Consider the following 26,199-nt stretch of genomic DNA (forward strand, 5'->3'; position numbering starts at 1 on the left):
CAAAGAAAGGGACCTTTGATGCAAACACTAAAAAGTGACACAGGGAATAGTTTAAAAAAGCTCAAACAGCCGATCAATTTGATTGTATTAGTTGTTTTGATTGGTTTGACAGTGTTTCGCTTAGTATTGAGTGCCAAAGCTCCCTATTTTACCAATCTATTTGCCGGTTATGATGATCAATTATTCATTCGCTATAGTGAGGAGATTCTAAAAGGAAATTGGCTTGGGGAATATTCAACAACAACATTGTCTAAAGGCGTTTCCTACTCCCTTTTTATGGTTTGGAGCAATAAGCTCCATCTATCCTATGGAGTTTCTTTGGGAATTTTTAATATCCTAGCCAGTTCGATCGCGGCCATAGCTTTACGGCCGCTCATCCATAATCGCTGGATTTTAATTTTCATTTACACATTCTTTTTGTACTCGCCAGTCACTTTAACAAGTGAGTATAGTACGAGAATCTATCGGAATACACTCGTCGTTCCGGCAGTATTATTGGTAATTTCTTGTCTCATAGGCCTGTATTTTAGACGTAATGGGAAGTTGCGACCATTTATTTTATGGAGTGGCGGATTATCATTAATCTTTCCTTTTTACTGGTATATACGGGAAGACTCATTATGGCTTTTTCCAATACTGACTGTAGGTTTGGTGATTATCTTTGGCTCGGTTATTTTTGAAAATAATCCGAATTTCAAATTGAAAAATATTCGAACAGCTATAAAAAAGATTCATTTTACTAAGCAACAAGTCGTCAAATTGATTTTGTGCTTCTTGCCATTTGTCCTGCTCTTCTCAACTGTTAAAGTGTTGAAGAATATGAATCAAGAGCATTATGGGGTTGCATTAGTCAATGATCGAACGAGTGGTGCTTTTGGGAATGTTTCAAAGCAGCTGATTCGAATGGATGATGGAACAGAGCTGAATGAAAAAAATAGCAAAGTTTGGGTCTCAAAAAAGGCCTTGGAGAAAGCTGAAGCTGTTTCACCCGCACTTAAATCAATTGCGAGAAATATTGAGTGGATCTATAAGGGAAGCCCTTGGAGCGGTGGGGAAGATATTGCAGGTGATATCATTTTTTGGGCATTGCGCGATGCAGCGGCACAGGCTGATTACTATAAGGATGGGAAGAAGACCGAAGAGTTCTGGTCAAAAGTGGATTCGGAATTGTCGTCAGCCTATAAAAAGGGACAATTGAAGCAAAAGAAAGAGATTTATTTAACGGCTACTGGCGACGGAAAGTTAAGAAAAGACTTGCCGCTAGTTGGTGAGTTTATGAAAAGCGGATTTGACTATAATGTTTTTTATAAAAACTATAGCCAGGGAGCAGACGTAACACTGGGGCCGAAAGATGATGTAGGAAAAGCAGAAAAACTACTAAAGCATTCGTTTAAAGAGAATTGGCAAGATATCAATCTTCCGCGAACTGAATCACCCAAAGTTGTGAAATCCGCAAAAATTTCTAATCGTATTATCCAGCTTTATCGCGATATCACACCGGTTTGGTTAGGATTTTGCGCTTTAGGCTTTTTGATTATTTTAATAGGAAGTCTTTTTTCAAAAGCGCAATTAAAAACCTTTCGAGGAATGCTGCTGATACTTTTGGGTCTAGTATTGTCGTATTTGATTTTCTTGATCGGTGTTTCATGGTTTTGTTCATGGGCACCGGAGCGAAAAGACATGTTTATGATGATTTATACCGGGGCTGGAGTACCAGTCGTTCAGTGGATTGAAGTTATGGCTTTTGTAGGAATTGTCCAATTACCAATCATTGCTAAAAAGATAAATAAAAAAAATAGTTGAAGCTATTTCGGCTTCAACTATTTTTTGTTATTGACATTTCAATTAAACCAGGTGACTCTAAATAAGAGATATTGGTGAAATCGTAAGTATCTTCATCCAGTTTTCGTTTGAAATATTTATGTACAAAATCTACTTCCGATGGCTGGATGTTTCGATTGTCATTCTTTAAAACAATCTCCGCATGTTTATAGGCATCGGTATAAATTACGGTAGTATTACCGATCGTATAGACCTTTATCATATTTGCATCAGTGTTCTCCAACTGATTATAAACCATCTGTGAATGGCTGTTCGTGACGTTGATAAGTTTCATCCGAAACACCTTCTTCCTTAACCTTACTTCATAATGTAATTATATAAGAAAGATTAAGAAAAAAGAAGGATGTTGCTCATTTTAATTAGAAGATTTAAATGATAGATCCATAAAAAAGATTCCCGTTTTAAGTTTTAAACGGGAATCTTTTTTTACTAGTCTTTATCTTCTTTTGCTAAGCGCTCCGGCTTTGATGTAATGACGATATGATCCTCTTTATCAAGTTTGGCTTTGAGATCTGTAATAGTAGGGTGATCGAGATAGAATTCTGCGATACCATCCTCAATATTTTCTTGGATTGTCCGACGAAGAGGACGAGCTCCCATTGCAGGATCATAGCCTAGGTCAACTAACTTTTCCTTCACATTACTTGGAACATCAATATGAAGTTTTTGCGAAGCCAACATATCATTAACATCATCCAGCATCAAGGAAACAATGTTCATTAAGTTTTCTTTTGATAATGGACTAAATTCAATGATACCGTCAAAACGGTTTAAGAATTCTGGTGCAAAGAAATCTTTTAACTGACCAAGAACAGAGCGTGTAATTCCTTCTCTTGCCGCACCAAAACCAACATTAGCTTCGATTTTACCAGTACCTGCGTTACTAGTCATGATGATAATTGTATCCTTAAAGCTGACCGTACGACCTTGTGAATCAGTCAAGCGACCGTCATCAAGAATTTGCAAGAACATGTGCAGCACATCTGGATGAGCTTTTTCAATTTCATCCAGCAAAATCAAACTATATGGATGGCGACGAACTTGTTCCGTCAATTGACCAGCTTCTTCATACCCAACATAGCCTGGGGGCGAACCAATCAATTTAGAGACGCTGTGTTTTTCCATGTATTCACTCATATCGAAACGAATCATAGAATCGCTTGATCCAAACAGCTCTTCAGCTAATTGACGAGCTAGTTCTGTTTTACCAACACCTGTGGGTCCAACAAACAAGAAGGAACCAATTGGCCGGTTTTTCTTATTTAAACCAACCCGATTACGGCGAATTGCTTTGGCTACTTTGTCGACAGCTTCATCTTGCCCGATAACATGCTGCTTCAAATCGACAGCGAGATTCTTCAACTGTGTTTGTTCCTTTTCTTTTAATTCACCAACAGGAATACCGGTCCGTTTTTCAACGATTTTTTCCATATCCTTTTCGGTAATTATCGGTGTTTCTTCATCAGTCAACTGACGGTCTTTCATTTTTTGCAGTTTATTGATTTGATCACGGTAATAAGCCGCCTTTTCAAAATCCTCTTCTTTAGAAGCTTGCGATTTTTGCTGTTCGGCTTCTGCCAATTTCTTATCAATCGTTTTTGGATCAACGATTTGGATTGTTAGGTTTTTCTTCGAACCGGTCTCATCTAATAAATCAATCGCCTTATCAGGTAAGAAGCGATCTTGGATATAACGATTCGAAAGCTCAGCAGCAGCTTTGATGGCTTCATCGGTATATTTCACATGATGATAATCTTCATAGCGAGGCTGCAGACCCTTCAAAATTTCAATTGTTTCTTGGACAGAAGGTTCTTCAACACGAACCGGCTGCATCCGACGCTCTAAAGCTGCGTCCTTTTCAATGATGCGGTATTCATTTAAAGTTGTGGCACCAACCATCTGCAGTTCACCTCGAGCCAATGCTGGCTTCAAAATATTACCAGCATCCATGTTGCCGTCACCAGCAGCACCAGCACCTACGATTTCGTGAACTTCATCAATGAAAAGAATAATATTTTCTGCCTGACGAATTTCTTCGATCAGCTTTTGCATCCGCTCTTCAAATTGTCCGCGAATCCCTGTACCTTGAACAAGAGAAGCGACATCTAAACGAATAACTTCCTTATCCATTAGTTTTTGTGGAACGTCGCCATCTACGATTTTTTGAGCCAGACCTTCCACAACTGCTGTTTTACCAACACCGGGTTCTCCAATTAGAACCGGATTATTTTTCGTACGACGATTCAAAATTTCGATGACGCGTTGAATTTCATCATCACGTCCTACAACCGGATCAATATTTCCTTCACGAGCTTGACCAGTAATATTGATACCATACTCATCTAATAGCCCGCCACCGCCATTTCCGCGAGGGGGTTGATTGTTTATACCATTTCCACCGCCGAACTGCGTTGGTGGTGTTTGATCTGCTGCTCCTTGTCGTTGTTGCATTTGCTGTGACATTGAGCGGAACAAATCATCTAGACTTCCAAAACCAAAAGGATCATTTCCTGCCATTTGCGGCGCACCTCCAGCTTGATTCTTTAATTTTTGATAGCAACTTTGACAATAATCCAACTGCTTTCGTTGTCCATTGACATTTGCGTATAAATGAATCGTTGCTTCATTTTCGTGACAATTTTGGCAAAGCATATTTTTCACCCTTTCAATAGTTGATTGTTTCTTCCATTGTACATCGAGTAAGCGAATCTCGTAAAAAGATACGCTGGTCAGTTGTTTGACTTTCACTGACCTTAAGAATAATTATAGCGAGATTTTTAAGAAAAGCAAACAGTTTGTTTCAAAAATTAGCAAACTAACCACGAGAGTGCTAAAAGATGATTGGTTTTGCATATTTGCACTAGGTTGTTGTTATGGAAAAAAATATGAAAACAAACTAAATCAATAACTAGCTCCATTAAACTAGATATTTTAAGAAAGGGCATACATTTCACAAGAATAATTCGACTAAAATTGTTGTATCCACTGCAAAAAAATGGTAATCTAAGAAAATGAAGGGCTCAAAATGATGTATGTTATTACTAAAGCCCTAACATAAAAAAACATTTTTTTTTATAAAGGAGAACGGTCAATATGGAAAAAAAAGATTTTCACGTAGTAGCAGAAACAGGGATTCATGCACGTCCTGCAACTTTATTAGTGCAAGCTGCAAGCAAATTTAACTCTGATATTAACTTAGAGTATAAAGGAAAATCAGTTAACCTTAAATCAATCATGGGCGTTATGTCTCTAGGTGTTGGCCAAGGGTCTGACGTTGTTATCTCTGCTGAAGGTGCTGATGAAAAAGAAGCAATGGAAGCTATTGTAGAAACAATGAAAAAGGAAGGATTATCTGAATAATGGTTGAACTACTAAAAGGTATTGCCGCAAGTGACGGAGTTGCCGTTGCGAAAGCTTATCTGCTAGTACAACCGGATTTATCTTTCAAACAAAATAATGTAGAAGACATTGCTGCCGAAGAAAAGCGTTTAGACGACGCTTTGGCGGCTTCTTCTGCTGAATTAGAAAAAATTCGGGATAAAGCAGCGAAAAGCTTAGGTGAAGAAGAAGCACAAGTTTTTGATGCTCATTTAATGGTTCTTTCAGATCCAGAAATGATTGGTCAAATCAAACAACATATTCAAGATAATAAAGTGAACGCTGAAAGTTCGCTTAAAGAAGTTACTGATATGTATATCGGCATGTTCGAGGCGATGGATGATAACGCTTATATGCAAGAACGTGCAGCAGATATTCGTGACGTTACAAAACGTGTAATGGCACATCTATTAGGCGTGTCTTTACCTGATCCATCAATGATCGATGAAGAAGTTGTCGTTGTGGCGCATGACTTGACTCCAAGTGATACAGCACAATTAGATAAAAACTTTGTAAAAGCTTTTGTTACTGATATTGGCGGACGTACGTCTCACTCAGCAATCATGGCACGATCATTAGAGATTCCAGCAATTGTTGGTACAAAAGAAATTACTTCAAAAGCCAAAGAAGGCGACGTACTTGCGGTTAACGGTATCACTGGTGAAACAATTGTAAACCCAACTGACGAGCAAGCAGCTGAATATAAACAAGCTGGCGAAGCATACGCGACGCAAAAAGCAGAATGGGAAAAACTAAAAGATGCTGAAACAGTTACCGCTGATGGCAAGCATTTTGAATTAGCAGCAAATATCGGTACACCAAAAGATCTTGAAGGTGTTCACAATAATGGCGCTGAAGCGATCGGCTTATATCGTACTGAATTCTTGTACATGGATTCTTCAGATTTTCCAACAGAAGACGATCAATTTGAAGCTTATAAAGCCGTTTTAGAAGGCATGGGCGACAAACCAGTCGTTGTTCGTACAATGGATATCGGTGGAGACAAAGAATTACCATACTTGACATTACCTCACGAAATGAACCCATTCTTGGGCTACCGTGCATTACGTATCAGCTTGTCTGAACTAGGTGATGGCATGTTCCGTACACAATTACGTGCTTTATTACGTGCTTCTGTACACGGAAATCTACGTATCATGTTCCCAATGGTGGCTACATTGAAAGAATTCCGTGCAGCGAAGAAAATGTACGAAGAAGAAAAAGAGAAATTGATCAATGAAGGCGTGAAGGTTTCTGACACGATCCAAGTCGGAATCATGATCGAAATCCCTGCCGCGGCTGTTCTAGCTGACAAGTTTGCTAAAGAAGTAGACTTCTTCAGTGTTGGAACAAACGACTTGATCCAATACACAATGGCTGCTGACCGTATGAACGAACGCGTTTCATACTTATACCAACCATACAACCCATCAATCCTACGTTTGATCAAAAACGTGATTGACGCAGCGCACGCTGAAGGCAAATGGGCTGGTATGTGCGGCGAAATGGCCGGCGACCAAACTGCTGTACCATTATTAATGGGTATGGGATTAGATGAGTTCTCTATGAGTGCAACATCTATTCTTAGAACACGCAGCTTAATGAAACGTCTAACAACGACTGACATGGCTGAATTAGCTGACAAAGCGTTGAAAGAATGCGATACGATGGAAGAAGTCGAAGCGCTAGTTAAAGAGTATGTAAAATAGATTTAAATTTTTAAGACTGTTGTCTTTTCAGGCAGCAGTCTTTTTTTGTTATAAAATAAGATTTTATGTGGACTGAAAATGATGGCGTCTGTTTAAAATCAGACTATAGGTTGAGATAAAGTTCGAATGCTTATGATATAATTGATTTGCTTTTAAGGAGGCTGTATATGAAAATATTACTTTATTTTGAAGGACAGAATGTTATTGGTAAATCAGGGATTGGTCGAGCGCTAAGCCACCAAAAAAGGGCGTTATCCTCGATGGGAATTGACTATACTCTTGATCCAAAAGCTACAGACTATGATATATTACATATTAATACTTATGGACCAAGAAGTCTTCAACTGGTTAGAAAAGCGAAAAGACTTGGGAAAAAAGTTGTTTTTCATGCGCACTCAACTGAAGAAGATTTTCGCAACTCATTTGTCGGATCAAATCAGTTGGCTCCTTTGTTTAAGAAATGGTTGGTCGCTTTGTATCAACAAGCAGATCATTTGATTACACCAACACCTTATTCAAAAAGCTTGCTTCGCAGTTATGGATTACAGCAACCAATCGCGGCTATTTCGAATGGAATCGATTTGAAGAAGTACTATCCAGACGGGCACAAGGAAGCGGCTTTCCGAAAGCACTTCAATTTGACAGAAACGCAAAAAGTCGTCATTTGCGTAGGTCTGTTTTTTGAGCGTAAAGGGATTTTAGATTTTGTAGAGATAGCAGAGAAGATGCCTGATTATACCTTTATCTGGTTTGGGGATGTGCCGATGCTTTCGATCCCGGCTAATATTAGACGTGTAGTAAAAACCGCTCATCCTAGAAATGTCATATTTCCAGGTTACATCAACGGAGATTTGATTGAGGGCGCCTATTCTGGAGCCGATTTATTCTTCTTCCCGTCTTATGAAGAGACAGAAGGGATCGTCGTGTTAGAAGCTTTGGCTAGTCAGCAACAGGTCTTGCTAAGAGATATTCCTGTTTATGGAGGCTGGTTAAGTGATCGTGAAAATTGTTATATGGGAACCAATAACCAAGAGTTTGAAAAGTTGATTCGTCAATTGGTTAATCATCGTCTACCAAATCTTTCTTTGGCAGGATTTAAAACTGCTCAAGAAAAGAGTATTACACAAATTGGTAAAGAATTAAAATCTGTTTATGAAGCAGTGTTAGAGCTGCCTTATGATCATCAGATCTATGCAAAAGTCACGAAATAGTTTGGAGGGATAGACGTGCGGATCGGTTTTTTTACAGATACTTATTTTCCCCAAGTCAGCGGAGTAGCAACATCAATCAGAACATTAAAAAATGAACTCGAGAAGCAAGGACATGAAGTCTATATTTTTACGACGACTGATCCAGATGCGGATGAGTTTGAGAAAGATATTGTGCGTATGCCTAGTGTTCCCTTTGTATCCTTCAAAGATCGCCGAATTGTAGTACGGGGAATTTGGTTCGCTTATCAAGTAGCAAAGGAATTAGAATTAGAGATTATTCATACACACACAGAGTTTGGAGCTGGTTTTTTAGGGAAAATGGTAGCCAATCGCCTACGCATTCCTGTTGTTCACACCTATCATACAATGTATGAGGATTATCTTCATTATATAGCTAATGGTAAAGTGGTTAGACCTAGTCACGTTAAGCATTTCATTAAAATGTTTGTTAATCACTCTACGGGAGTCGTATGCCCAAGCAAACGGGTGGTGGACACATTGAAGCGCTATGAAGTAGATGTACCTATGCGAATCATCCCAACGGGTATAGATGTGACTCGTTTTGTCCGTTCGGATATAACAAAAGAGGATACTGATCGTTTACGAGAGAAGTTGGGAATGCAGGAAAATGAGTTGATGATTTTATCGTTAAGTCGTATCTCTTATGAGAAGAATATCCACATCATCGTACAACAATTTCCGGAAATACTCATGAGTTATCCCAATGCTCGATTAGTTATCGTAGGAAAAGGACCCTACCGTGAAGATTTGGAAGAAATGACACGTGAACTGGGTATTGACGATCATGTTCAGTTTACAGGAGAAGTTTCTCATGAAGAGGTTGCCTACTACTATCATGCGGCGGATTATTTTGTCAGTGCATCGACCTCTGAGACTCAAGGGTTGACCTATGCTGAGGCTATTGCTTCTGGAACACAATGCGTCGTTGAGGGAAATGATTATTTGGCTCAACTATTAAACGATGAATCTTTAGGGATAACGTTTGAGCATGATGAAGATTTTAGTGACTGTTTTATTCGTTATGCCCAACAACAAATTCCAATCGATCCCGAGGTGCAGAAGAATAAACTAGTCGAAATTTCGGCGGAACGTTTTGGTGATGAAATTCTCAAATTTTATCAAGAAATGCTCATTTACTATGCTGAAAATCACACAGAGGTTAGATCGCCAGTCCGTACAGTTCAAAAAATGCGGGTACGGATTAATTCGCTTAGAAATAACGAGGATAAATAAAGCTGAAATCCATCTCTTCATGTATACTGGAGATGGATTATTTTTAATATGGAGGTCAGTAGTATGAAAATAGGATTTATCGGAACAGGTGTGATGGGAAAATCCATCGTAAAACATTTTTTAGCTGCAGGGTATGAAGTTGCCGTATATAACCGTACGAAAAGTAAAACAGATGAGCTAGTTGCAGAGGGGGCTGAATGGCATGAAACTCCTGCAGAAGTGACTCATTTCAGCGAGATTGTTTTTTCAATGGTCGGTTATCCTAGCGATGTGGAAGAAATTTATTATGGAACGAACAGTATTTTTTCAGTAGATGTTACAGGCAAGGTATTAGTAGATTTGACGACATCTACTCCAACATTAGCAGAAAAAATTTATCGAACTGCTAAGGAAAAGGGGGCAGAGGCGTTAGATGCCCCAGTTTCTGGCGGAGACTTGGGTGCGCAGAATGGGACACTAACAATTATGGCAGGTGGTGATCAAGCCACTTTTGATAAAGTAGCCCCATTATTTGAAATTATGGGTAAGAGTTATTCACTGCAAGGTGAAGCAGGTGCTGGACAGCACACGAAGATGGCGAATCAAATTATGATTGCTGGGACAATGACTGGAATGACAGAGATGCTGGTTTATGCTAAAGCCGCTAAGCTGGACGTACCGAAAGTTTTAGAAACGTTAGGTGGCGGAGCTGCACAAAATTGGTCGATGGCCAATTATGCCCCTCGAATTCTGAAATCTGATTACTCTCCCGGTTTTTTTGTAAAACATTTTATCAAAGATTTAAAAATTGCTTTAGATGAAGCAGAAAAACTGCAGCTTGATTTGCCTGCAACTAAATTAGCGACTGAGCTTTATGAGCAATTAGCTGATCTTGGTTTTGAAAATGATGGTACTCAAGCGTTGATTAAATTGTGGTGGACAGAATCTTAAGTTAGATTTAGTAAAAAAATCATAAATTAATTGATGAAAATCAATGCAAGATACGGTCGGATTTGATACAATAAGACAGAATTGAGAAGAAGGGGGGCACCTAGATGAAACATTCACAATTAGTTGCCATTATTAAACGCTTAGAAGCAATGACTGAATCGACCGATAATGAAGTACAGTTGCGTCGTTTTGAAAAAGAGGGCGTAGAAAAATGTACTGTAACTTATGATAATACAACAGAAACATTTGAGCTTACTGAAAGCGACAGCAAACAATCTTATCAATTTGACAACATCGACATCGTTGCGATGGAAATTTATGATTTGATTCAATAAAACGGGGAAACCCGTTTTTTTTTGTATTCTTTTTTATTAAGGGGTTTCATATAATTTTTGATTACAATTTTATGAGGAATTCCTATTTTTTTCGCCAACCCGGGGCAAATCTTTTGAACTTATTCAGTTTTAGTCAGAAGATACTATGAGGGAGGCAATAATATGTTAGACAAAGAAGTATACAATCAATTATTTAAACCATCTTTCTCTCAAAAAACTCAAGTGACTTTTTGGGATGGTTCTGTAAAGGAATATGGAAAACCAGAAGGCGATGTTGTCTTTGAAATTATTTTTAATGAGAAAATTCCAGTAAAAGAGCTTATCAGTAATGCTTCGTTAGCACTTGGAGAAGCATACATGGAAAAGAAAATCGAAATCAAGGGTGATTTACAAGCGTTGATTTATGATGTGTATAATCAAGCAAACGGATTTTTCCATAATAATAACTTCAAAAAATGGATGCCAAAAGAAAAGCATACAAAAAAACAATCAGCCCATGATATCCATAGTCATTATGATTTAGGAAATGATTTTTATGAAATGTGGTTAGATCGAACGCTGACGTATTCTTGTGCTTACTTTGAAACGCCTGAGGATACGTTAGAAACAGCTCAAATCAATAAAGTGCATCATATCTTGAATAAATTGTTCATTCAACCAGGGGAGACATTGTTAGATATTGGCTGCGGTTGGGGAACGTTGATTTTGACTGCAGCAAAAGAATATAAGGTCAAAGCCAAAGGAATTACACTGAGCGAAGAGCAATTTCAACATATCCAAGAGATTATCAAGAAAGAAAACCTAGAGGACACTGTATCTGTTGAATTGATGGATTACCGGGATCTAAAGGGTACGTTTGATCACATTACAAGTGTTGGCATGTTCGAGCACGTAGGTGCAGAAAATTTGCAGGAATACTTTAAAGTTGTTGAGAAGCATTTATCTCCTAATGGAACAGCGTTGATTCATGGAATCAGCCGCCAACAAGGCGGAGCGAAAAATGCATGGATTAATCAATATATTTTCCCAGGCGGCTATATTCCTGGTGTGAGTGAACTAGTCGGACACATCACAGAAAATGATCTGCAGTTGGTTGATCTTGAAAGTCTTCGTCGTGATTATCAGTTAACGTTGGAGCATTGGACAAGGAACTTCCATCAGGTGGCAGATAAAGTAATTGAACAAAAAGATGAGACCTTTTATCGAATGTGGGATTTATATTTACAGGCCTGTGCAGCTTCATTCCAAGCCAGTAATATTGATGTTATCCAATATTTGTTGGTTCATCCCAATAATAATGCTGTTCCAATGCACCGGAATGTTTAAGAAGCGGATGTCCGCTTCTTTTTTTGTCGTTAATTCCTTTGATAGACAAAGTATTTTATTAATAGAAAAAATAAGAGGCATCAGCTACATTCATTAATTTTTGGTTAATTGAAAAAATGTAGTTGCATTCAGAAAAAAAATAAGATATAGTTTGAACATCAAATGATTTGATAATCAAACTAATTAGGTGAGGACATGGAAAGAAACTGGGAAGAATTAAATACCTATTTAGTTTCAATTTTCAACGACGTTTTGTCGATTGAAGAAAACGAACTAAAAAAATCACAATTCAGCGATTTGACGATTACTGAGATGCATACTATTGATGCAATCGGGATGTACAAAAAGAAGACGACAACAGAGGTTGCAAGAGAATTATTAGTAACTGTTGGCACCTTGACGACATCAATCAATCGCTTAGTGAAAAAGGGCTATGTAGAACGTATTCGCAGCGAAGATGATCGACGAGTAGTTAAACTGGGTTTAACGAAAAAAGGACGTTTAGTATTTCGAATTCATCAGCATTTTCACCACGAGATGGTAAAAAGTGCCATCAAGGATTTGAATCCGGACGAGCAAGAGGTTTTCTTAAAAGCGCTAGTAAACCTATATAGTTACTTAGAGGAGATCAAATGAGTATGGGGTTCGGAAAAATAATCGCAACGGCACGCTATTTACCTGAAAAAGTCGTTACAAATGATGACTTGACCGAATGGCTGGATACGTCGGATGAATGGATAGAAACGCGGACAGGAATCAAACAGCGACATATCGCCGAAGAGGAAAATACGTCGGATATGTGTTTGCGTGTTGCTGAAAAACTGATCGATAAAGCGACAATTGATCCTATGAGTTTGGATTTTATCATTGTTGCTACAATGTCGCCAGATTATACATCGCCTTCTGTAGCTTGTCAGGTACAAGGTCAACTCGGAGCTAAAAAGGCAATGGCTTTTGACGTAACGGCGGCTTGTGCAGGATTTGTTTATGCATTAGCTACTGCCGAAAATTTTGTGCGCAGTGGAATGACTCGTGGAATCGTCATTGGCGGTGAAAAAATTTCTAAGCTGTTAGATTGGCAGGATCGCTCAGCTGCTGTACTTTTTGGTGATGGCGCTGCGGGAGTTTTGTTAGAAGCAAATGAAGAACCTTCTATTATAAAGCAGATGCTGCGAGCAGATGGCGAACGAGCTAATGCATTGACCTCGGGTTTCCGCAAAAACAGTAATATCTTTCATGAAGAAACGGAGACTAATACAGCGCTATCTATGGATGGCCGCGGAATCTGGAACTTCGCTTTAAATGATGTCACCAAAAGTTTGAAAGAATTTATTGGTGAGGAGTCAGTTGATTATTATCTGCTGCATCAAGCCAATAAGCGAATCATTGAAAAAATGGCTCGTAAAATGAATGAGCCAATTGAAAAATTCCCTATGAATCTAATGAATTATGGGAACACTTCAGCTGCAAGTATCCCAATTTTATTGGATGAACTGGTTGAAGCAAATGTTTTATCTTTAAATAGCAAGCAAAAAGTGGTATTGACAGGCTATGGCGGTGGATTAGCGTGGGGGAACCTGCTGATTCAGCTGTAAGTTTGTTAAAAATATAAAATCAAAACTTAAAATTATCGGGGGAAACAACTTATGACATTCGAAAAAATCCAAGACATTATCGTAGAAGAACTAGGAGTAGAAAAAGAAGAAGTAAAATTAGAAACAAACATTCAAGAAGATCTTGAGGCAGATAGCTTGGACTTGTTCCAAATCATCAACGAAATCGAAGACGAATTTGATGTGAAAATCGAAACAGAAGACGGTATCACAACTGTTAAAGATTTAGTTGAATATGTTGAAAAACAACAAAACGCTTAATTAATAAAATTTCGGGAAAAGGCTAGGCGTAAGGCCTGGCCTTTCCTGCTATTAGGAGACGATCATGAAAACAGCATTCTTGTTCAGCGGGCAGGGCGCTCAATATGTTGGAATGGGCAAAGAGTTATATCAGCAAGAAAAAATTGTAAAAGAAACCTTTGAAGAGGCTAGTGATTTATTAGGCTTTTCAATGGAGGACTTGTGTTTCGAAGAAAATGATCAGTTAAATGAAACAAAGTACACGCAACCAGCTATTTTGACAGTCAGCACGGCTTTCTTACGTATTTTAACAACTCAAGGATTTCAAGCTGATGCATTGGCAGGCTTAAGTTTAGGTGAGTATACAGCGTTAGTTGCATCAGGTGCACTAAAATTTAGCGATGCGGTACAGCTTGTTTACAAGCGTGGTCAGTTCATGAGTGAAGCTGCGCCAACTGGAAGTGGAAAAATGGTAGCTGTGATGAATACAGCTGCTGAAGTGATTGAAGATTGCTGTCATCAGGCTTCTGCTCTCGGAGTTGTTTCGCCAGCAAACTATAATACTCCGCAACAAATCGTGATTGGCGGTGAAGTTGCCGCAGTCGAAAAAGCGGAAGAATTATTGCAAGCTGCTGGAACAAAAAGGATGATTCCGTTGAACGTTAGCGGTCCATTCCATACCGCATTATTAGAACCTGCCAGCAAACGCTTGAATCAAGAGCTGCAGACAATCACTTTTTCAGAAATGAATGTTCCTGTGATTTCAAATACCACTGCAGAAAGTATGCCTCAAGGCGAAATCGTTTCATTATTAACGAAACAAGTGATGTCACCGGTACGATTCAGTGACAGTATCGAGAAGTTGAAGGAATTAGGTATTTCTCAACTAGTCGAGATTGGTCCTGGAAAAACACTAACCGGCTTTATTAAGAAGATTGATCGTTCGTTATCGATGAGTCGTGTGGAAGATAGCAAAACATTAGCAGAAACAATCAGCTTTTTGGGAGGTCCTAATGGAACTAACGAATAAAACAGTGTTTATTACCGGCAGCAGCCGTGGAATAGGTTGGGCCATAGCGAAAGCTTTTGCTCAAGCAGGAGCCAATATTGTATTGAACGGCCGAAAAGCGATCCCAGCAGAGAAAGTAGCTGAGATTGAAGCTTTAGGTGTGAAATGTACTAGCATTTGCGGCGACATCAGCTCGTTTGATGAAGCTGGAAAAATGATTAAGGAATGTGAAGAAACTTTAGACTCGGTCGATATTCTGATTAATAATGCCGGAATTACAAAGGATCAATTACTTTTACGAATGAAACCCGAGGACTTTGATGCAGTCATGGACATCAATTTAAAAGGAACATTTAATATGACTCAGCAGGTTTTGAAGAAAATGATGAAAAAACGTGCCGGTGCGATTATCAATCTGTCCAGCGTAGTAGGATTGATCGGGAATGTCGGGCAAAGCAACTATGCTGCAAGCAAAGCTGGTGTGATCGGTTTTACCAAAGCTGTAGCGCGAGAAGTAGCACCACGGGGAATCACTTGTAATGCGATTGCCCCTGGTTTTATCAAAACGGATATGACAGATGAACTGAACGATAAAGTTAAAGAACAAATGGAAGGGCAAATTCCGCTAAAATGTTTTGGCAATGTGGATGATGTGGCAAATGCTGCCTTATTCTTGGCGCAAAATAGTTATATCACCGGTCAAGTATTGAACGTTGATGGCGGAATGGTCATGTAAAGAAAGGACGGAATAAAATGAATCGTGTCGTAATTACAGGTTTTGGTGTTGCCTCACCAATTGGTAATGATGAAGAAACATTTTTAAAAAATTTAAAAGAAGGAAATCATGGTTTTGGTCCAATCACTCGTTTTGATGCCAGTGAAACAGGTATTTCAGTAGTGGCTGAGGTCAAGGATTTCCCTTTGGAAAAATATTTTGTCAAAAAAGATACTAAACGAATGGAAACTTATTCGCTATATGCTATCTATTCCGCCCTTGAAGCATTAGAAATGAGCGGAATCAACACTGAAGAAGAAGATATGGAACGTTTTGGTGTGATGATTGGTTCAGGTGTTGGTGGTCTAGGAACAATCCAAGATCAAGTATTAAAAATGGATGCCAAAGGACCAGCACGCGTTTCTCCTATGTTCGTACCTTTAGCGATCGTGAATATGGCAGCTGGAAATGTTGCTTTACGTATTGGAGCAAAAGGAATTTGTACAAGTACTGTAACCGCATGTGCCAGTGGAACCCATTCAATCGGGGAAGCATTCCGTAATATCAAGCACGGCTATTCAGATGTTATCATCGCTGGCGGTGCTGAATCTTGTATTAATAAAATTGGGATTTCTGGCTTTGCTTCATTAACAGCTTTGAGTACGTCAGAGGATCCAGCCCGAGCATCAATTCCATTTGATAAAGACCGCAATGGTTTTGTCATGGGAGAGGGTGCTGGTGTTCTGGTTCTAGAATCCTTAGAACACGCGCAAAAACGCGGTGCAAATATTCTTGGTGAGGTTGTTGGGTACGGGGCAACATGCGATGCTTACCATATGACGGCTCCGTCACCAGACGGAGAAGGCGCAGCAAGAGCGATTTCAGAAGCAATCAAAGAAGCAGGAATTTCTCCAGCTGATGTTAATTATGTGAATGCCCATGGAACAAGTACACAAGCAAACGATAAAGCGGAAAGTAAGGCAATTGAGGCTGCGCTAACCGAAACAGCTTATGTCAGCAGTACAAAATCATTAACGGGACATTTATTAGGGGGCGCTGGAGGCGTAGAAGCAGTTGCTTCATTGATGGCTGTTCAACATCAATTTATTCCACCAACCGCAAATATTCAAGAAGTAGATCCAGAAATCAAGGCAAATGTTGTTGTGAACGAAGCAAAGGAAACACCAGTCAATTATGCGGTGAGTAATTCTCTAGGTTTTGGCGGTCACAACGCTGTGATCTGCTTGAAACGCTGGGAGGATTAAGCATGGAAATCAACGAAGTCAAAGAGCTGCTGAATCAATTTAATGATTCAAACCTAACTGAATTTGATTTACGTGAAGGCAGCTTTGAATTATACATGAATAAAAATCAGATGAGTCGCCAAACTGCAGCACCAGTTCAAACCGTTCAGTCCATGGAATCAACCACAGCTGAGGTAACTGCATCAGCTGCTCCGATTTCGGATTCAGAAAATGTTCCGGTTGCTGAGACTAAAAGCGAAGGTGAAGTAATCACTTCACCAATTGTAGGAATTGTCTACTTACAACCATCGCCAGAGCAAGATGCCTACAAATCAGTTGGCGACACGGTGAAGCAAGGCGAAACGGTTTGTATTATTGAAGCGATGAAATTGTTAAACGAAATTACTAGTGACTTTGATGGTACCGTCACTGAAATTTTAGTAGAAAATGAAGATGTCGTTGAGTATGGGCAACCATTATTCCGTATTAACTAGGGGATTAATTCAATTTTTCATAGTGCTAAAAAATGTAAGCTTTAGATGAATGATAGACATGATGAGCAACAGGCTCATTTATACGAACTAGGAGGATTTATAAATGCTAACGATTGAAGAAATTAAAGAAATTATTCCGCATCGTTATCCAATGTTGCTGATTGATCGAGTGGAAGAATTAGAAGCAGGAAAAAACATTAAGGCTAAAAAAAATGTTTCTGTTAACGAACCATTTTTCCAAGGTCATTTTCCTCATGAACCAGTAATGCCAGGTGTATTGATTGTTGAAGCAATGGCTCAAGCTGGTGCTGTTGCTTTATTATCAATGGATGAATTCAAAGGCAAAACTGCCTATTTCGGTGGAATTGACAAAGCGAAATTCCGTAAGAAAGTTGTTCCAGGAGATACCTTAGTTTTAGAAGTAGAATTAACAAAAGTTCGTTCTTCAGCCGGCTGTGGAAAAGGCATCGCATATGTCGATGGTAAAAAAGTTGCCGAAGCAGAACTGACTTTTATGATTGGATAGATGTCTATGTTTTCAAAAATTTTGATCGCTAATCGTGGCGAAATTGCTGTAAGGATCATCCGGGCCTGTCGTGAATTAGGAATTCAGACAGTTGCGGTTTATTCTGAAGCGGATAAAGAAGCGTTGCATACTGAAATGGCGGATGAAGCAATTTGTATTGGCCCCGCGCGTTCAAGTGACTCCTATTTAAATATGCAGGAAATCTTGAGTGCGGCAATCGTAACAAATGCCGAGGCGATTCATCCTGGCTTTGGTTTCTTGTCAGAAAATAGTTTGTTTGCGACGATGTGTGCGGAATGTAACATCAAGTTCATTGGACCAAGCGAAACAACCATCGACGCGATGGGAAATAAAATTCATGCACGGCAACTAATGAAAGATGCAGGTGTTCCTGTTATACCAGGCAGTGACGGTGCGATCGAAACGCTGGAAGAAGCAGAAAAGCTTGCAGATGAAATCGGATATCCTGTAATGCTGAAAGCTGCTGCTGGTGGCGGAGGAAAAGGGATTCGCAAGGTTCCTACAAAAAGCGAGCTTGAAAAGAATTTCTTATCTGCAAAGTCAGAAGCTAAAGCAGCTTTTGGTGATGACGCGATGTACATGGAAAAAATTATTTATCCTGCACGTCACATCGAAGTACAGATTCTAGGAGATCAGCAAGGAGATGTCATTCATCTAGGCGAACGAGATTGCTCTTTGCAGAGAAATAATCAAAAGGTATTAGAAGAAGCTCCTTCTGTTGTTATCGGTGAGGATACTCGCAAAATGCTTGGAGATATCGCTGTCAAAGCTGGGAAAGCTGTAAATTATGAGAGTGCCGGAACGATCGAATTTCTACGTGATGAAGAGGGAAGTTTCTATTTCATGGAAATGAACACTCGTATCCAAGTAGAGCATCCAATCACAGAGATGGTAACAGGAATAGATATCGTGAAAAAGCAAATCAAAATTGCAGCGGGTGAACCTTTAGGTTTAAAACAATCAGATGTGAAGTTTCAAGGACATTCTATTGAATGCCGAATAAATGCTGAAAATCCAGCATTTAACTTTGCGCCTTCTCCTGGTAGAATCAAAACGTTGCTTTTGCCTAGCGGCGGATTAGGATTACGGGTAGATAGTGCGATGTATAGTGGAGTGACGATTCCGCCCTACTATGATTCAATGATTGCGAAGATCATTGTCCATGGTGAAGATCGTTTTGACGCTTTAATGAAGATGCAGCGGGCCTTGGGCGAGTTTGTTTCTGACGGGGTCATTACGAATGTTGAATTTCAAATGGATCTGATTAGTCATCCGAGTGTTTTATTTGGCGACTATGACACAAGTTTCTTGCAAAAAACATTTTTACCTGAGTGGCAACAAAGCGAGTAGGAGGAATTTAGGTGGGACTTTTTAATAAGAAAAAAAACTACATTCGGATCAATCCTAACCGCGACAGTGTACCAACAACGAAACCAGCTGTACCTGATGATATGTGGGCAAAGTGTCCAAATTGCAAACGTACCCTCTACAAAAAAGAGATTGGCGCTGAAAAAGTTTGCCCTCATTGCGGGTATAGTTTTCGGATCAGTGCTTGGGAACGATTGGCTCTAACGATCGATGAAAAAAGTTTTACTGATTGGGATAATCAGCTAGAACAAAATAATCCGATTGATTTTCCTGAATACTTAACTAAAATCGAAGAAACCAAAGAAAAAACTGGTTTGGATGAAGCCGTATTAACAGGGAAAGCAACAATTAACGATCAAGCTGTTGCTATTGGTGTAATGGATGCCAATTTTATTATGGGGAGTATGGGAACAGTCGTCGGTGAAAAAATTACTCGGCTTTTTGAAAAGGCCTTGAACGAAAGTCTGCCTGTAGTTTTGTTTACCGCTTCAGGCGGAGCTCGTATGCAAGAAGGGATATTTTCACTGATGCAAATGGCCAAAATTTCAGCAGCCGTCAAACGACATAGTAATGCGGGACTGCTTTATATTACTGTCTTAACGGATCCAACTACTGGCGGTGTAACTGCCAGCTTTGCGATGGAAGGGGATATTATCCTTGCTGAGCCGCAAACATTAGTGGGCTTTGCTGGTCGACGAGTAATTGAGCAGACTATTCGCCAGCAACTGCCAGATGATTTTCAAAAGGCGGAATTTCTTTTGCAACATGGCTTTATTGATCAAATTGTACCAAGAATGGTTTTACGAGATCGGTTGTCACAATTACTGGCATTTCATCAACAGAAAGGCTGGTGTGAAGAATGAGTCTAACTGCTGGAGAAATTGTTAAATTAGCAAGGCATCAAGATCGTTTGACTAGTCTAGATTATTTTGAAAAAATCTTTACTGACTTTCAAGAATTACATGGTGATCGTTTATTTGGAGATGATCCTGCTATTGTTGGCGGTATTGCCAAGCTTGCAGGTAAATCAGTAACGATAATCGGCATTCAAAAGGGAAACGATTTAAAAGAAAACATGGAGCGTAATTTTGGGCAGCCGAATCCTGAGGGGTATCGCAAGGCACTCCGTCTAATGAAACAGGCTGAAAAGTTCAATCGCCCAGTAATCTGTTTTGTAAACACACCGGGTGCATTCTGTGGTGTAGAGGCTGAGGAGCGAGGAGAAGGCGAAGCAATCGCTCGTAATCTTTTAGAGATGTCTGATTTAAAAGTTCCGATTATTTCAATTGTAACTGGAGAAGGCGGCAGTGGTGGAGCGTTAGCATTAGCGTTAGCAGATGAAGTTTGGATGATGGAATATAGTATTTATGCGATTCTTTCACCAGAAGGATTTGCATCGATTCTTTGGAAAGACGGAAAACGAGCAGATGAGGCGGCAGAATTGATGAAGATTACTGCAGCAGAACTGTTGCAGTTGGATGTTATTGACCGTGTGATCCCCGAAACATTGAAGGGGAAAAAACTTAGTGAAGATAAAATCATTCGTATGATGCGGAAATCTCTAGTTGAAAAAATCACTGAACTATCAAAATATTCGTCAGAAGAATTGATTGAAAAAAGATATCAGCGATTTAGAAAATTTTAACAAGCTAAAAAGGACAGCTTCTGCTGTTCTTTTTTTATGCAAAATAATCGCTCTTTATTAAATAAATATTCATGAAACTATAGATTAAATGAAAAAATATGCTATACTATTAAAAACTAATTATGGAGGAAAGCATATGAAAAAAGGGTTGAAGGTTGTACTAGCAGGAATAGCTTTATTTGTATTAGCAGCATGTGGAAGTAAGAATGAAGAGGATAAATTAGATACGATTAAAGAAAAAGGTGTGATCAAAGTAGCGACTTCACCAGATTATGCTCCTTTTGGCTTCCATACTACAATTGACGGTAAAGACAAAATCGTAGGTGCTGACATTGAAATGATGGAAGCAATCGCGAAAAAAATGGACGTCAAAGTTGAGTGGTTGGATATGAGTTTTAATGCAGTTCTGGCAGCTGCTAAAGAAGGAAAAGCAGATGTGGCAGTCTCAGCGATTTCCGTCACCAGTGAACGAGAGGAAAGCTTTGATTTTACTACAGACTATTATACATCCCCTCAAGTGATTGTGATTAATAAACAACATGAAAATGAGTTTACATCGATTGATCATTTTGCTGGGAAACAGGTTGGTGCTCAAAAAGGAACGATTCAAGAGAATATTGTAAAGGAACAAATGAAAGAAGCAAAACTAGTTTCAATCGAAAAATTGCCGAATATCTTTGTAGAAGTTAAGAACGGCTCTTTGGATGGATTAGTAGTTGAAAAAACCGTAGCGGATGCTTACGTCAATAAAAACCCAGAACTAATGATTGCTAATATCTCACTGAAAAGTATGAAAGAGGATGCGTTGTGTATCGCGGTTCCTAAAGGTAATGAAAAATTGGTTAAGGAACTTAATAGACATATCAAAGAAATGAAAGAAGCGGGAACAATTGATCAAATGGTTGAAGAGAACAATCAATTGTCTCAAAAAGGTGGAGATTAAAATATTTATTCACTATGAAGTTGAATATATACAGTATGTAAAGCAGTATTCAATGTATATTTAATATTTATACAACAAATTGCTTGTTTTATGAAAGTTTCATGCTATAATAAATTCATTGAAAAAAGCATTCAAAAAGTATTATTCGTTTGATGAGACCATAATTTTTGAAGGCTAAATAATAATAAAATAATTTTAGGAGGAAACAGGATGAAAAAGATTACCGGCTTAGTTATGACAGTAGTAGCGCTATTTACTCTAGCAGCGTGTGGGGGAGGCAGTGATAAAACTGCTGATTCATCAAGTGCAAAATCAGAAGATCAATTAGCAGCGATCAAAAAAGCAGGTGTGTTAAAAGTGGCAACATCAGCTGACTATGCGCCGTTTGAATTTCATACAATGGTGGATGGAAAAGATAAAATCGTCGGTGCTGATATTGATTTAGTTAATGAAATTGCTAAAGAATTAGGTGTGAAGGCAGAGGTTTCTGATATGAGCTTCAATACAGTGCTGGCTTCATTAAAAGAAGGAAAATCTGATATTGCTATCTCAGCAATTTCCGCGACAAAAGAACGTCAAGAGCAATTTGACTTTACTGACAATTATTACAATCCACCTCAAGTTTTAATTATTAACAAAAAGAATCAAGACAAATTTACAAGCGTAGCTTCATTGAAAGATAAAAATGTTGGGGCTCAAAAAGGTTCGATTCAAGAAGACATCGTTAAAACTCAATTAAAAGATTCAAAACCTGTTTCAATCGAAAAAGTTCCTAACATGGTTGTTGAAGTAAATAGTGGTTCATTAGACGCGATGGTCGTAGAAAAAACAATTGCTGAATCCTATGTACAGCAAAATTCTGATCTGATGATTGCTAATATTGATTTGAAGGCATCAAAGGATGAAGCATTTGCAATCGCGTTACCAAAAGACAGTAAAGAGTTACAAACAGAAATAAATAAAATTATTAAAAAGTTAAATGATGAAGGCAAGATTGATGAATACGTTAAGCAAAATCATGAATTAGCCGAAAAATCAGCAGAATAGAGGGAACATGCATTGAACTTTTCATTTTTAGATAAATACTTATCTTATTTTGCCTCAGGTGCTGGTATTACAGTAATTATTTCACTCGTTACAGTTGTTTTAGGAACGTTAATTGGGTTAGTGATGGCCCTTTTGAAATTGTCTAAGCATAAACCACTAAACTGGTTGGCGAATATTTATATCGAAGTACTTCGCGGTACCCCGATGCTACTGCAGATTATGATTGGTTTTCTCGTTTTGCAAGGATTCTTTCCTTCAAAGGATCTAGAGGTTGGTGTTTTGACAGTTGATTTAGGACGACTGATTCCAGGGATGATTGTCTTGTCCTTGAACTCAGGAGCCTATGTGGCAGAAATCATTCGCGGTGGAATAACCGCTGTGAATTATGGCCAAACAGAGGCCGCGCATTCGCTAGGCTTGCGTCCCGCACAGACGATGCGTTATGTCATTTTACCTCAAGCATTAAGAAATATTCTGCCGCCTTTAGGAAATGAGTTCATTACTTTGATCAAGGACTCTTCCCTATTGACTGCAATTGGAATCAACGAATTAATGGGGTCTGCTCAAATTGTTATCTCAAATTCTTATATTCCATTGGAACCATATTTTGTCGCAGCGGCGCTTTACTTCGTGATGACCTTTGTCACGTCACGCTTGCTGAATTTATGGGAGAAAAAACTTGGAAAAGGATATCAAAGATAAGGTTTTAGTTTTCATCTTCTGCGTAATAGGTGTTGTTTAAAAGAAATAAACATATGAATATTAGAGTTTCAAGGAGATGTGAAGCCGTTTAAAGACTAATTCTTTGATTCGAGATAGGAGTGTAGGTAATGACAGAAGCATTGATTCAAATTGAACATTTAAACAAAAAATTTGGCGATAATGAAGTTCTTAAGGATATATCCGCTGAAATTATTCCAGGAGAAGTTGTTGTAATTATCGGACCATCTGGATCTGGTAAAAGTACGTTTTTACGTTGTGTCAATTTACTAGAGATTCCGACATCGGGTACTATCAGATTCGAAGGAACGGATATTACAGATAAGAAGAATGATATTTTCAAAACACGAGAAAAAATGGGAATGGTTTTTCAACAGTTTAACTTATTTCCTAATATGACCGTTTTAGACAACATTACTTTGTCACCAATCAAAGTAAAGGGTATGACGAAGATCGAGGCAGAGAAAATTGCGCAGGAATTGCTAGCAAAAGTCGGCCTATCTGAAAAAGCGGATGCTTATCCGCAGTCTTTATCTGGAGGACAGCAGCAGCGGATCGCCATCGCTCGTGCATTAGCGATGCAACCGGATGTTATGTTGTTTGACGAGCCAACATCAGCTCTTGATCCTGAAATGGTTGGAGATGTATTGCAAGTGATGCAGCAATTGGCTAAAGAAGGTATGACTATGATGATCGTGACTCATGAAATGGGGTTTGCCAAAGAAGTTGGCGATCGCGTAATTTTTATGGATGGCGGTGTGATTGTCGAAGAGGGTTCTCCAGAGGAAGTCTTTGATCACACAAAAAATTCTCGTACGATCGATTTTTTGTCAAAAGTATTATAAAATTAACTGGACTAGGCGGAGAAAGCCTAGTCTTTTTTTAAACCTTTGTACCCAAATGTAGAGTTTTCAAAAAATTTGCGTTATAATCAGGTTTTGTAGAAGTATAAATAAAGTTATAGGAGTTGCCATGTTAGATAAATACAAACCTACTTGGATGGTCGAAGCCATTTATCAAATAACCCCAGAACAATTGAAGGCGCATGGATTTAAAGCAGTGTTGACAGATTTGGATAATACACTGATTGCTTGGAATAATCCTAATGGCACAAAAGAGCTGATTGATTGGCTAAAGATGATGGATGAAGCAGAAATACCTGTGGTCGTCGTTTCAAATAACAAAGCTAGTCGTGTAGCTAAAGCGCTAGAGAGTTTTCAATTGGATTTTGTCTCACGGGCAATGAAACCTTTTTCAATAGGAATAAAAAATGCACAAAAACAATTAGGTGTGTCAAAAGATGAAATCGTCATGATTGGGGATCAGGTAATGACAGATATTCGCGGAGCAAGTGCAGCTGGTATTCGCAGTATTCTCGTTCGACCTATTCTTGATACAGATGGCTGGAATACACGAATCAATCGTTTCTTTGAACGTCGTGTAATGCATATTTTATTGCACAAAGATCCTGAGATGAAATGGAAGAGTGAATTATAAATGGAAGAAGAATTATTTTGTATTGGCTGCGGCGCAAAGATTCAAATAGAACATCCTAATGAGTTAGGATATACTCCGCAATCAGCTTTAGAAAAAGGACTAGCAAGTGGTGAGGTGTATTGTCAGCGCTGTTTTCGCCTTCGCCACTATAATGAAATTCAGGATGTTTCACTAACGGATGACGATTTTCTGCATTTGTTGAACGAATTAGGCAAAGCGGATGCCTTGATCGTGAATGTGGTAGACATCTTTGATTTTAATGGTTCGTTGATTCCTGGATTGCATCGTTTCGTTGGTGATAATCCAGTGCTTTTGGTCGGCAATAAGGTCGATTTGCTGCCTAAGTCGCTAAAAAGGGGCCGCTTAACTCAATGGATGCGTGAACGTGCCCATGAAGAGGGGTTACGTCCGGTAGACATCTTATTGACAAGTGCACGTAAGTCTAACGAAATGACTGAGTTATTAGAGAAAATTGAGGAATATCGTAAAGGGCGCGACGTTTATGTAGTAGGTGTAACTAATGTGGGGAAATCAACACTGATTAATCAAATTATTAAGCAGACTGCTGGCGTCCAGGACTTGATTACGACTTCGCAGTTCCCTGGGACAACATTAGATAAAATTGAGATTCCGCTAGATGATGGGCACTATCTTTTTGATACACCAGGAATTATCCATCGTCATCAGATGGCTCATTATCTTGGTAAAAAAGATCTGAAGATTATTGCACCACACAAGGAAATCAAGCCTAAGGTCTATCAATTGAATGCTGGGCAAACACTGTTTTTAGGCGGATTAGCACGGTTTGACTTTATTCAAGGAGATCGGGCGTCATTTGTTGCATATGTATCGAATGACATTGAGCCCCATCGGACTAAATTAGAGAAAGCCGATGCTTTTTATGAGAAGCATGTTGGTGGTTTATTGCAGCCGCCTCGTCCAGATGAAGTTGCTGATTTTCCTGAATTGGTTCGATTTGAATTTTCAATCAAAGAAAAAACCGATATTGTTTTTGCTGGATTAGGCTGGGTGACAGTGTCTAAACCAGCAGTAGTTGCTGGTTGGGCGCCAAAGGGTGTCGATGTATTGACTCGCAAAGCATTGATCTAAAAATTTATTTACTGAATAAGGG

At 38.9% G+C, this 26,199-nt stretch carries 27 protein-coding genes; 25 read left to right on the forward strand and 2 right to left on the reverse strand.

Translation table 11 applies throughout. From position 1 onward, the window contains the following. The first annotated feature begins 18 nt into the window (after positions 1-18). Positions 19-1,803, forward strand: a complete 1,785-nt coding sequence (locus JZO85_RS17505) for a hypothetical protein (protein ID WP_207109801.1) — start codon at positions 19-21, stop codon at positions 1,801-1,803. A 13-nt stretch (positions 1,804-1,816) separates the two neighbouring features. Here JZO85_RS17505 and JZO85_RS17510 read toward each other — a convergent pair whose 3' ends face one another. Next, the gene (locus JZO85_RS17510) at positions 1,817-2,116 is read right to left on the reverse strand and encodes a DUF1827 family protein (RefSeq protein WP_207109802.1); all 300 of its coding nucleotides are present in this window, start codon (positions 2,114-2,116) and stop codon (positions 1,817-1,819) included. Between the two features lie 155 nt (positions 2,117-2,271). Then, positions 2,272-4,494: an ATP-dependent Clp protease ATP-binding subunit gene (locus JZO85_RS17515; RefSeq protein WP_207109803.1), complete on the reverse strand. Its 2,223-nt coding sequence runs from the start codon at positions 4,492-4,494 to the stop codon at positions 2,272-2,274. 441 nt (positions 4,495-4,935) lie between these two features. Between JZO85_RS17515 and JZO85_RS17520 the strand changes: the two genes are divergently transcribed. The 24 genes from JZO85_RS17520 (at position 4,936) to yqeH (ending at position 26,177) form a co-directional block, all read left to right on the forward strand. Next, complete coding sequence (locus tag JZO85_RS17520; RefSeq protein ID WP_010745997.1) at positions 4,936-5,202, forward strand: phosphocarrier protein HPr; 267 nt, start codon at positions 4,936-4,938, stop codon at positions 5,200-5,202. Then, on the forward strand, positions 5,202-6,929 hold the full coding sequence (gene ptsP, locus JZO85_RS17525; protein ID WP_207109804.1) for a phosphoenolpyruvate--protein phosphotransferase: 1,728 nt from the start codon (positions 5,202-5,204) through the stop codon (positions 6,927-6,929). Before JZO85_RS17520 ends, ptsP begins: the two co-directional genes overlap by 1 nt. Positions 6,930-7,096: 167 nt before the next feature. Continuing rightward, positions 7,097-8,140, forward strand: a complete 1,044-nt coding sequence (locus JZO85_RS17530; RefSeq protein ID WP_207109805.1) for an LTA glycolipid anchor biosynthesis glycosyltransferase, IagA/BgsA family — start codon at positions 7,097-7,099, stop codon at positions 8,138-8,140. Between the two features lie 15 nt (positions 8,141-8,155). Further along, the gene (locus JZO85_RS17535) at positions 8,156-9,394 is read left to right on the forward strand and encodes a glycosyltransferase (RefSeq protein ID WP_207109806.1); all 1,239 of its coding nucleotides are present in this window, start codon (positions 8,156-8,158) and stop codon (positions 9,392-9,394) included. A gap of 48 nt (positions 9,395-9,442) precedes the next feature. Further along, positions 9,443-10,324 carry an NAD(P)-dependent oxidoreductase gene (locus JZO85_RS17540; protein WP_207109807.1) on the forward strand — a complete coding sequence of 294 codons (882 nt, stop codon included), beginning with the start codon at positions 9,443-9,445 and terminating at the stop codon, positions 10,322-10,324. Between the two features lie 104 nt (positions 10,325-10,428). Then, positions 10,429-10,659, forward strand: a complete 231-nt coding sequence (locus JZO85_RS17545; protein WP_010740403.1) for a YkuJ family protein — start codon at positions 10,429-10,431, stop codon at positions 10,657-10,659. 162 nt (positions 10,660-10,821) lie between these two features. Then, complete coding sequence (locus tag JZO85_RS17550; protein WP_207109808.1) at positions 10,822-11,985, forward strand: SAM-dependent methyltransferase; 1,164 nt, start codon at positions 10,822-10,824, stop codon at positions 11,983-11,985. Positions 11,986-12,180: 195 nt separating this feature from the next. After that, positions 12,181-12,621 carry a fatty acid biosynthesis transcriptional regulator FabT gene (gene fabT / locus JZO85_RS17555; protein ID WP_207109809.1) on the forward strand — a complete coding sequence of 147 codons (441 nt, stop codon included), beginning with the start codon at positions 12,181-12,183 and terminating at the stop codon, positions 12,619-12,621. After that, positions 12,618-13,580, forward strand: a complete 963-nt coding sequence (locus tag JZO85_RS17560) for a beta-ketoacyl-ACP synthase III (protein WP_207109810.1) — start codon at positions 12,618-12,620, stop codon at positions 13,578-13,580. Before fabT ends, JZO85_RS17560 begins: the two co-directional genes overlap by 4 nt. A gap of 51 nt (positions 13,581-13,631) precedes the next feature. After that, on the forward strand, positions 13,632-13,859 hold the full coding sequence (locus JZO85_RS17565; RefSeq protein ID WP_010746005.1) for an acyl carrier protein: 228 nt from the start codon (positions 13,632-13,634) through the stop codon (positions 13,857-13,859). 64 nt (positions 13,860-13,923) lie between these two features. Beyond that, entirely contained in the window at positions 13,924-14,868 is a 945-nt protein-coding gene (fabD, locus tag JZO85_RS17570) for an ACP S-malonyltransferase (RefSeq protein WP_207109811.1), read from the forward strand. Further along, a complete protein-coding gene (gene fabG, locus JZO85_RS17575; RefSeq protein ID WP_207109812.1) occupies positions 14,852-15,583 on the forward strand; it encodes a 3-oxoacyl-[acyl-carrier-protein] reductase in 732 nt (243 codons plus the stop codon). The genes fabD and fabG overlap by 17 nt, the downstream gene beginning before the upstream one ends. Positions 15,584-15,600: 17 nt before the next feature. Further along, positions 15,601-16,827 (forward strand): beta-ketoacyl-ACP synthase II, encoded by a 1,227-nt coding sequence (gene fabF / locus JZO85_RS17580; protein ID WP_207109813.1) that lies wholly within the window; start codon positions 15,601-15,603, stop codon positions 16,825-16,827. Positions 16,828-16,829: 2 nt separating this feature from the next. After that, positions 16,830-17,300 (forward strand): acetyl-CoA carboxylase biotin carboxyl carrier protein, encoded by a 471-nt coding sequence (accB, locus tag JZO85_RS17585; RefSeq protein WP_207109814.1) that lies wholly within the window; start codon positions 16,830-16,832, stop codon positions 17,298-17,300. A gap of 103 nt (positions 17,301-17,403) precedes the next feature. After that, positions 17,404-17,826, forward strand: a complete 423-nt coding sequence (fabZ, locus tag JZO85_RS17590) for a 3-hydroxyacyl-ACP dehydratase FabZ (protein WP_207109815.1) — start codon at positions 17,404-17,406, stop codon at positions 17,824-17,826. A gap of 6 nt (positions 17,827-17,832) precedes the next feature. Next, positions 17,833-19,197 carry an acetyl-CoA carboxylase biotin carboxylase subunit gene (locus JZO85_RS17595; RefSeq protein ID WP_207109816.1) on the forward strand — a complete coding sequence of 455 codons (1,365 nt, stop codon included), beginning with the start codon at positions 17,833-17,835 and terminating at the stop codon, positions 19,195-19,197. A gap of 11 nt (positions 19,198-19,208) precedes the next feature. Continuing rightward, positions 19,209-20,078, forward strand: coding sequence for an acetyl-CoA carboxylase, carboxyltransferase subunit beta (accD, locus tag JZO85_RS17600; protein WP_207109817.1), 870 nt, complete (start codon positions 19,209-19,211; stop codon positions 20,076-20,078). Further along, entirely contained in the window at positions 20,075-20,860 is a 786-nt protein-coding gene (locus JZO85_RS17605; RefSeq protein ID WP_207109818.1) for an acetyl-CoA carboxylase carboxyl transferase subunit alpha, read from the forward strand. The genes accD and JZO85_RS17605 overlap by 4 nt, the downstream gene beginning before the upstream one ends. Before the next feature lie 136 nt (positions 20,861-20,996). Beyond that, positions 20,997-21,803, forward strand: coding sequence for a transporter substrate-binding domain-containing protein (locus JZO85_RS17610; protein ID WP_207109819.1), 807 nt, complete (start codon positions 20,997-20,999; stop codon positions 21,801-21,803). Between the two features lie 210 nt (positions 21,804-22,013). Then, entirely contained in the window at positions 22,014-22,850 is an 837-nt protein-coding gene (locus tag JZO85_RS17615) for a transporter substrate-binding domain-containing protein (protein WP_207109820.1), read from the forward strand. A 12-nt stretch (positions 22,851-22,862) separates the two neighbouring features. Continuing rightward, positions 22,863-23,552: an amino acid ABC transporter permease gene (locus JZO85_RS17620; RefSeq protein ID WP_010740388.1), complete on the forward strand. Its 690-nt coding sequence runs from the start codon at positions 22,863-22,865 to the stop codon at positions 23,550-23,552. A gap of 128 nt (positions 23,553-23,680) precedes the next feature. Beyond that, a complete protein-coding gene (locus JZO85_RS17625) occupies positions 23,681-24,415 on the forward strand; it encodes an amino acid ABC transporter ATP-binding protein (protein ID WP_277988954.1) in 735 nt (244 codons plus the stop codon). Positions 24,416-24,542: 127 nt separating this feature from the next. Beyond that, positions 24,543-25,067 (forward strand): YqeG family HAD IIIA-type phosphatase, encoded by a 525-nt coding sequence (locus JZO85_RS17630; RefSeq protein WP_207109821.1) that lies wholly within the window; start codon positions 24,543-24,545, stop codon positions 25,065-25,067. Continuing rightward, a complete protein-coding gene (yqeH, locus tag JZO85_RS17635; protein ID WP_207109822.1) occupies positions 25,068-26,177 on the forward strand; it encodes a ribosome biogenesis GTPase YqeH in 1,110 nt (369 codons plus the stop codon). Positions 26,178-26,199 lie beyond the last annotated feature (22 nt).

The organism is Candidatus Enterococcus murrayae (assembly GCF_017315985.1).
Taxonomy (GTDB): domain Bacteria; phylum Bacillota; class Bacilli; order Lactobacillales; family Enterococcaceae; genus Enterococcus_A; species Enterococcus_A murrayae.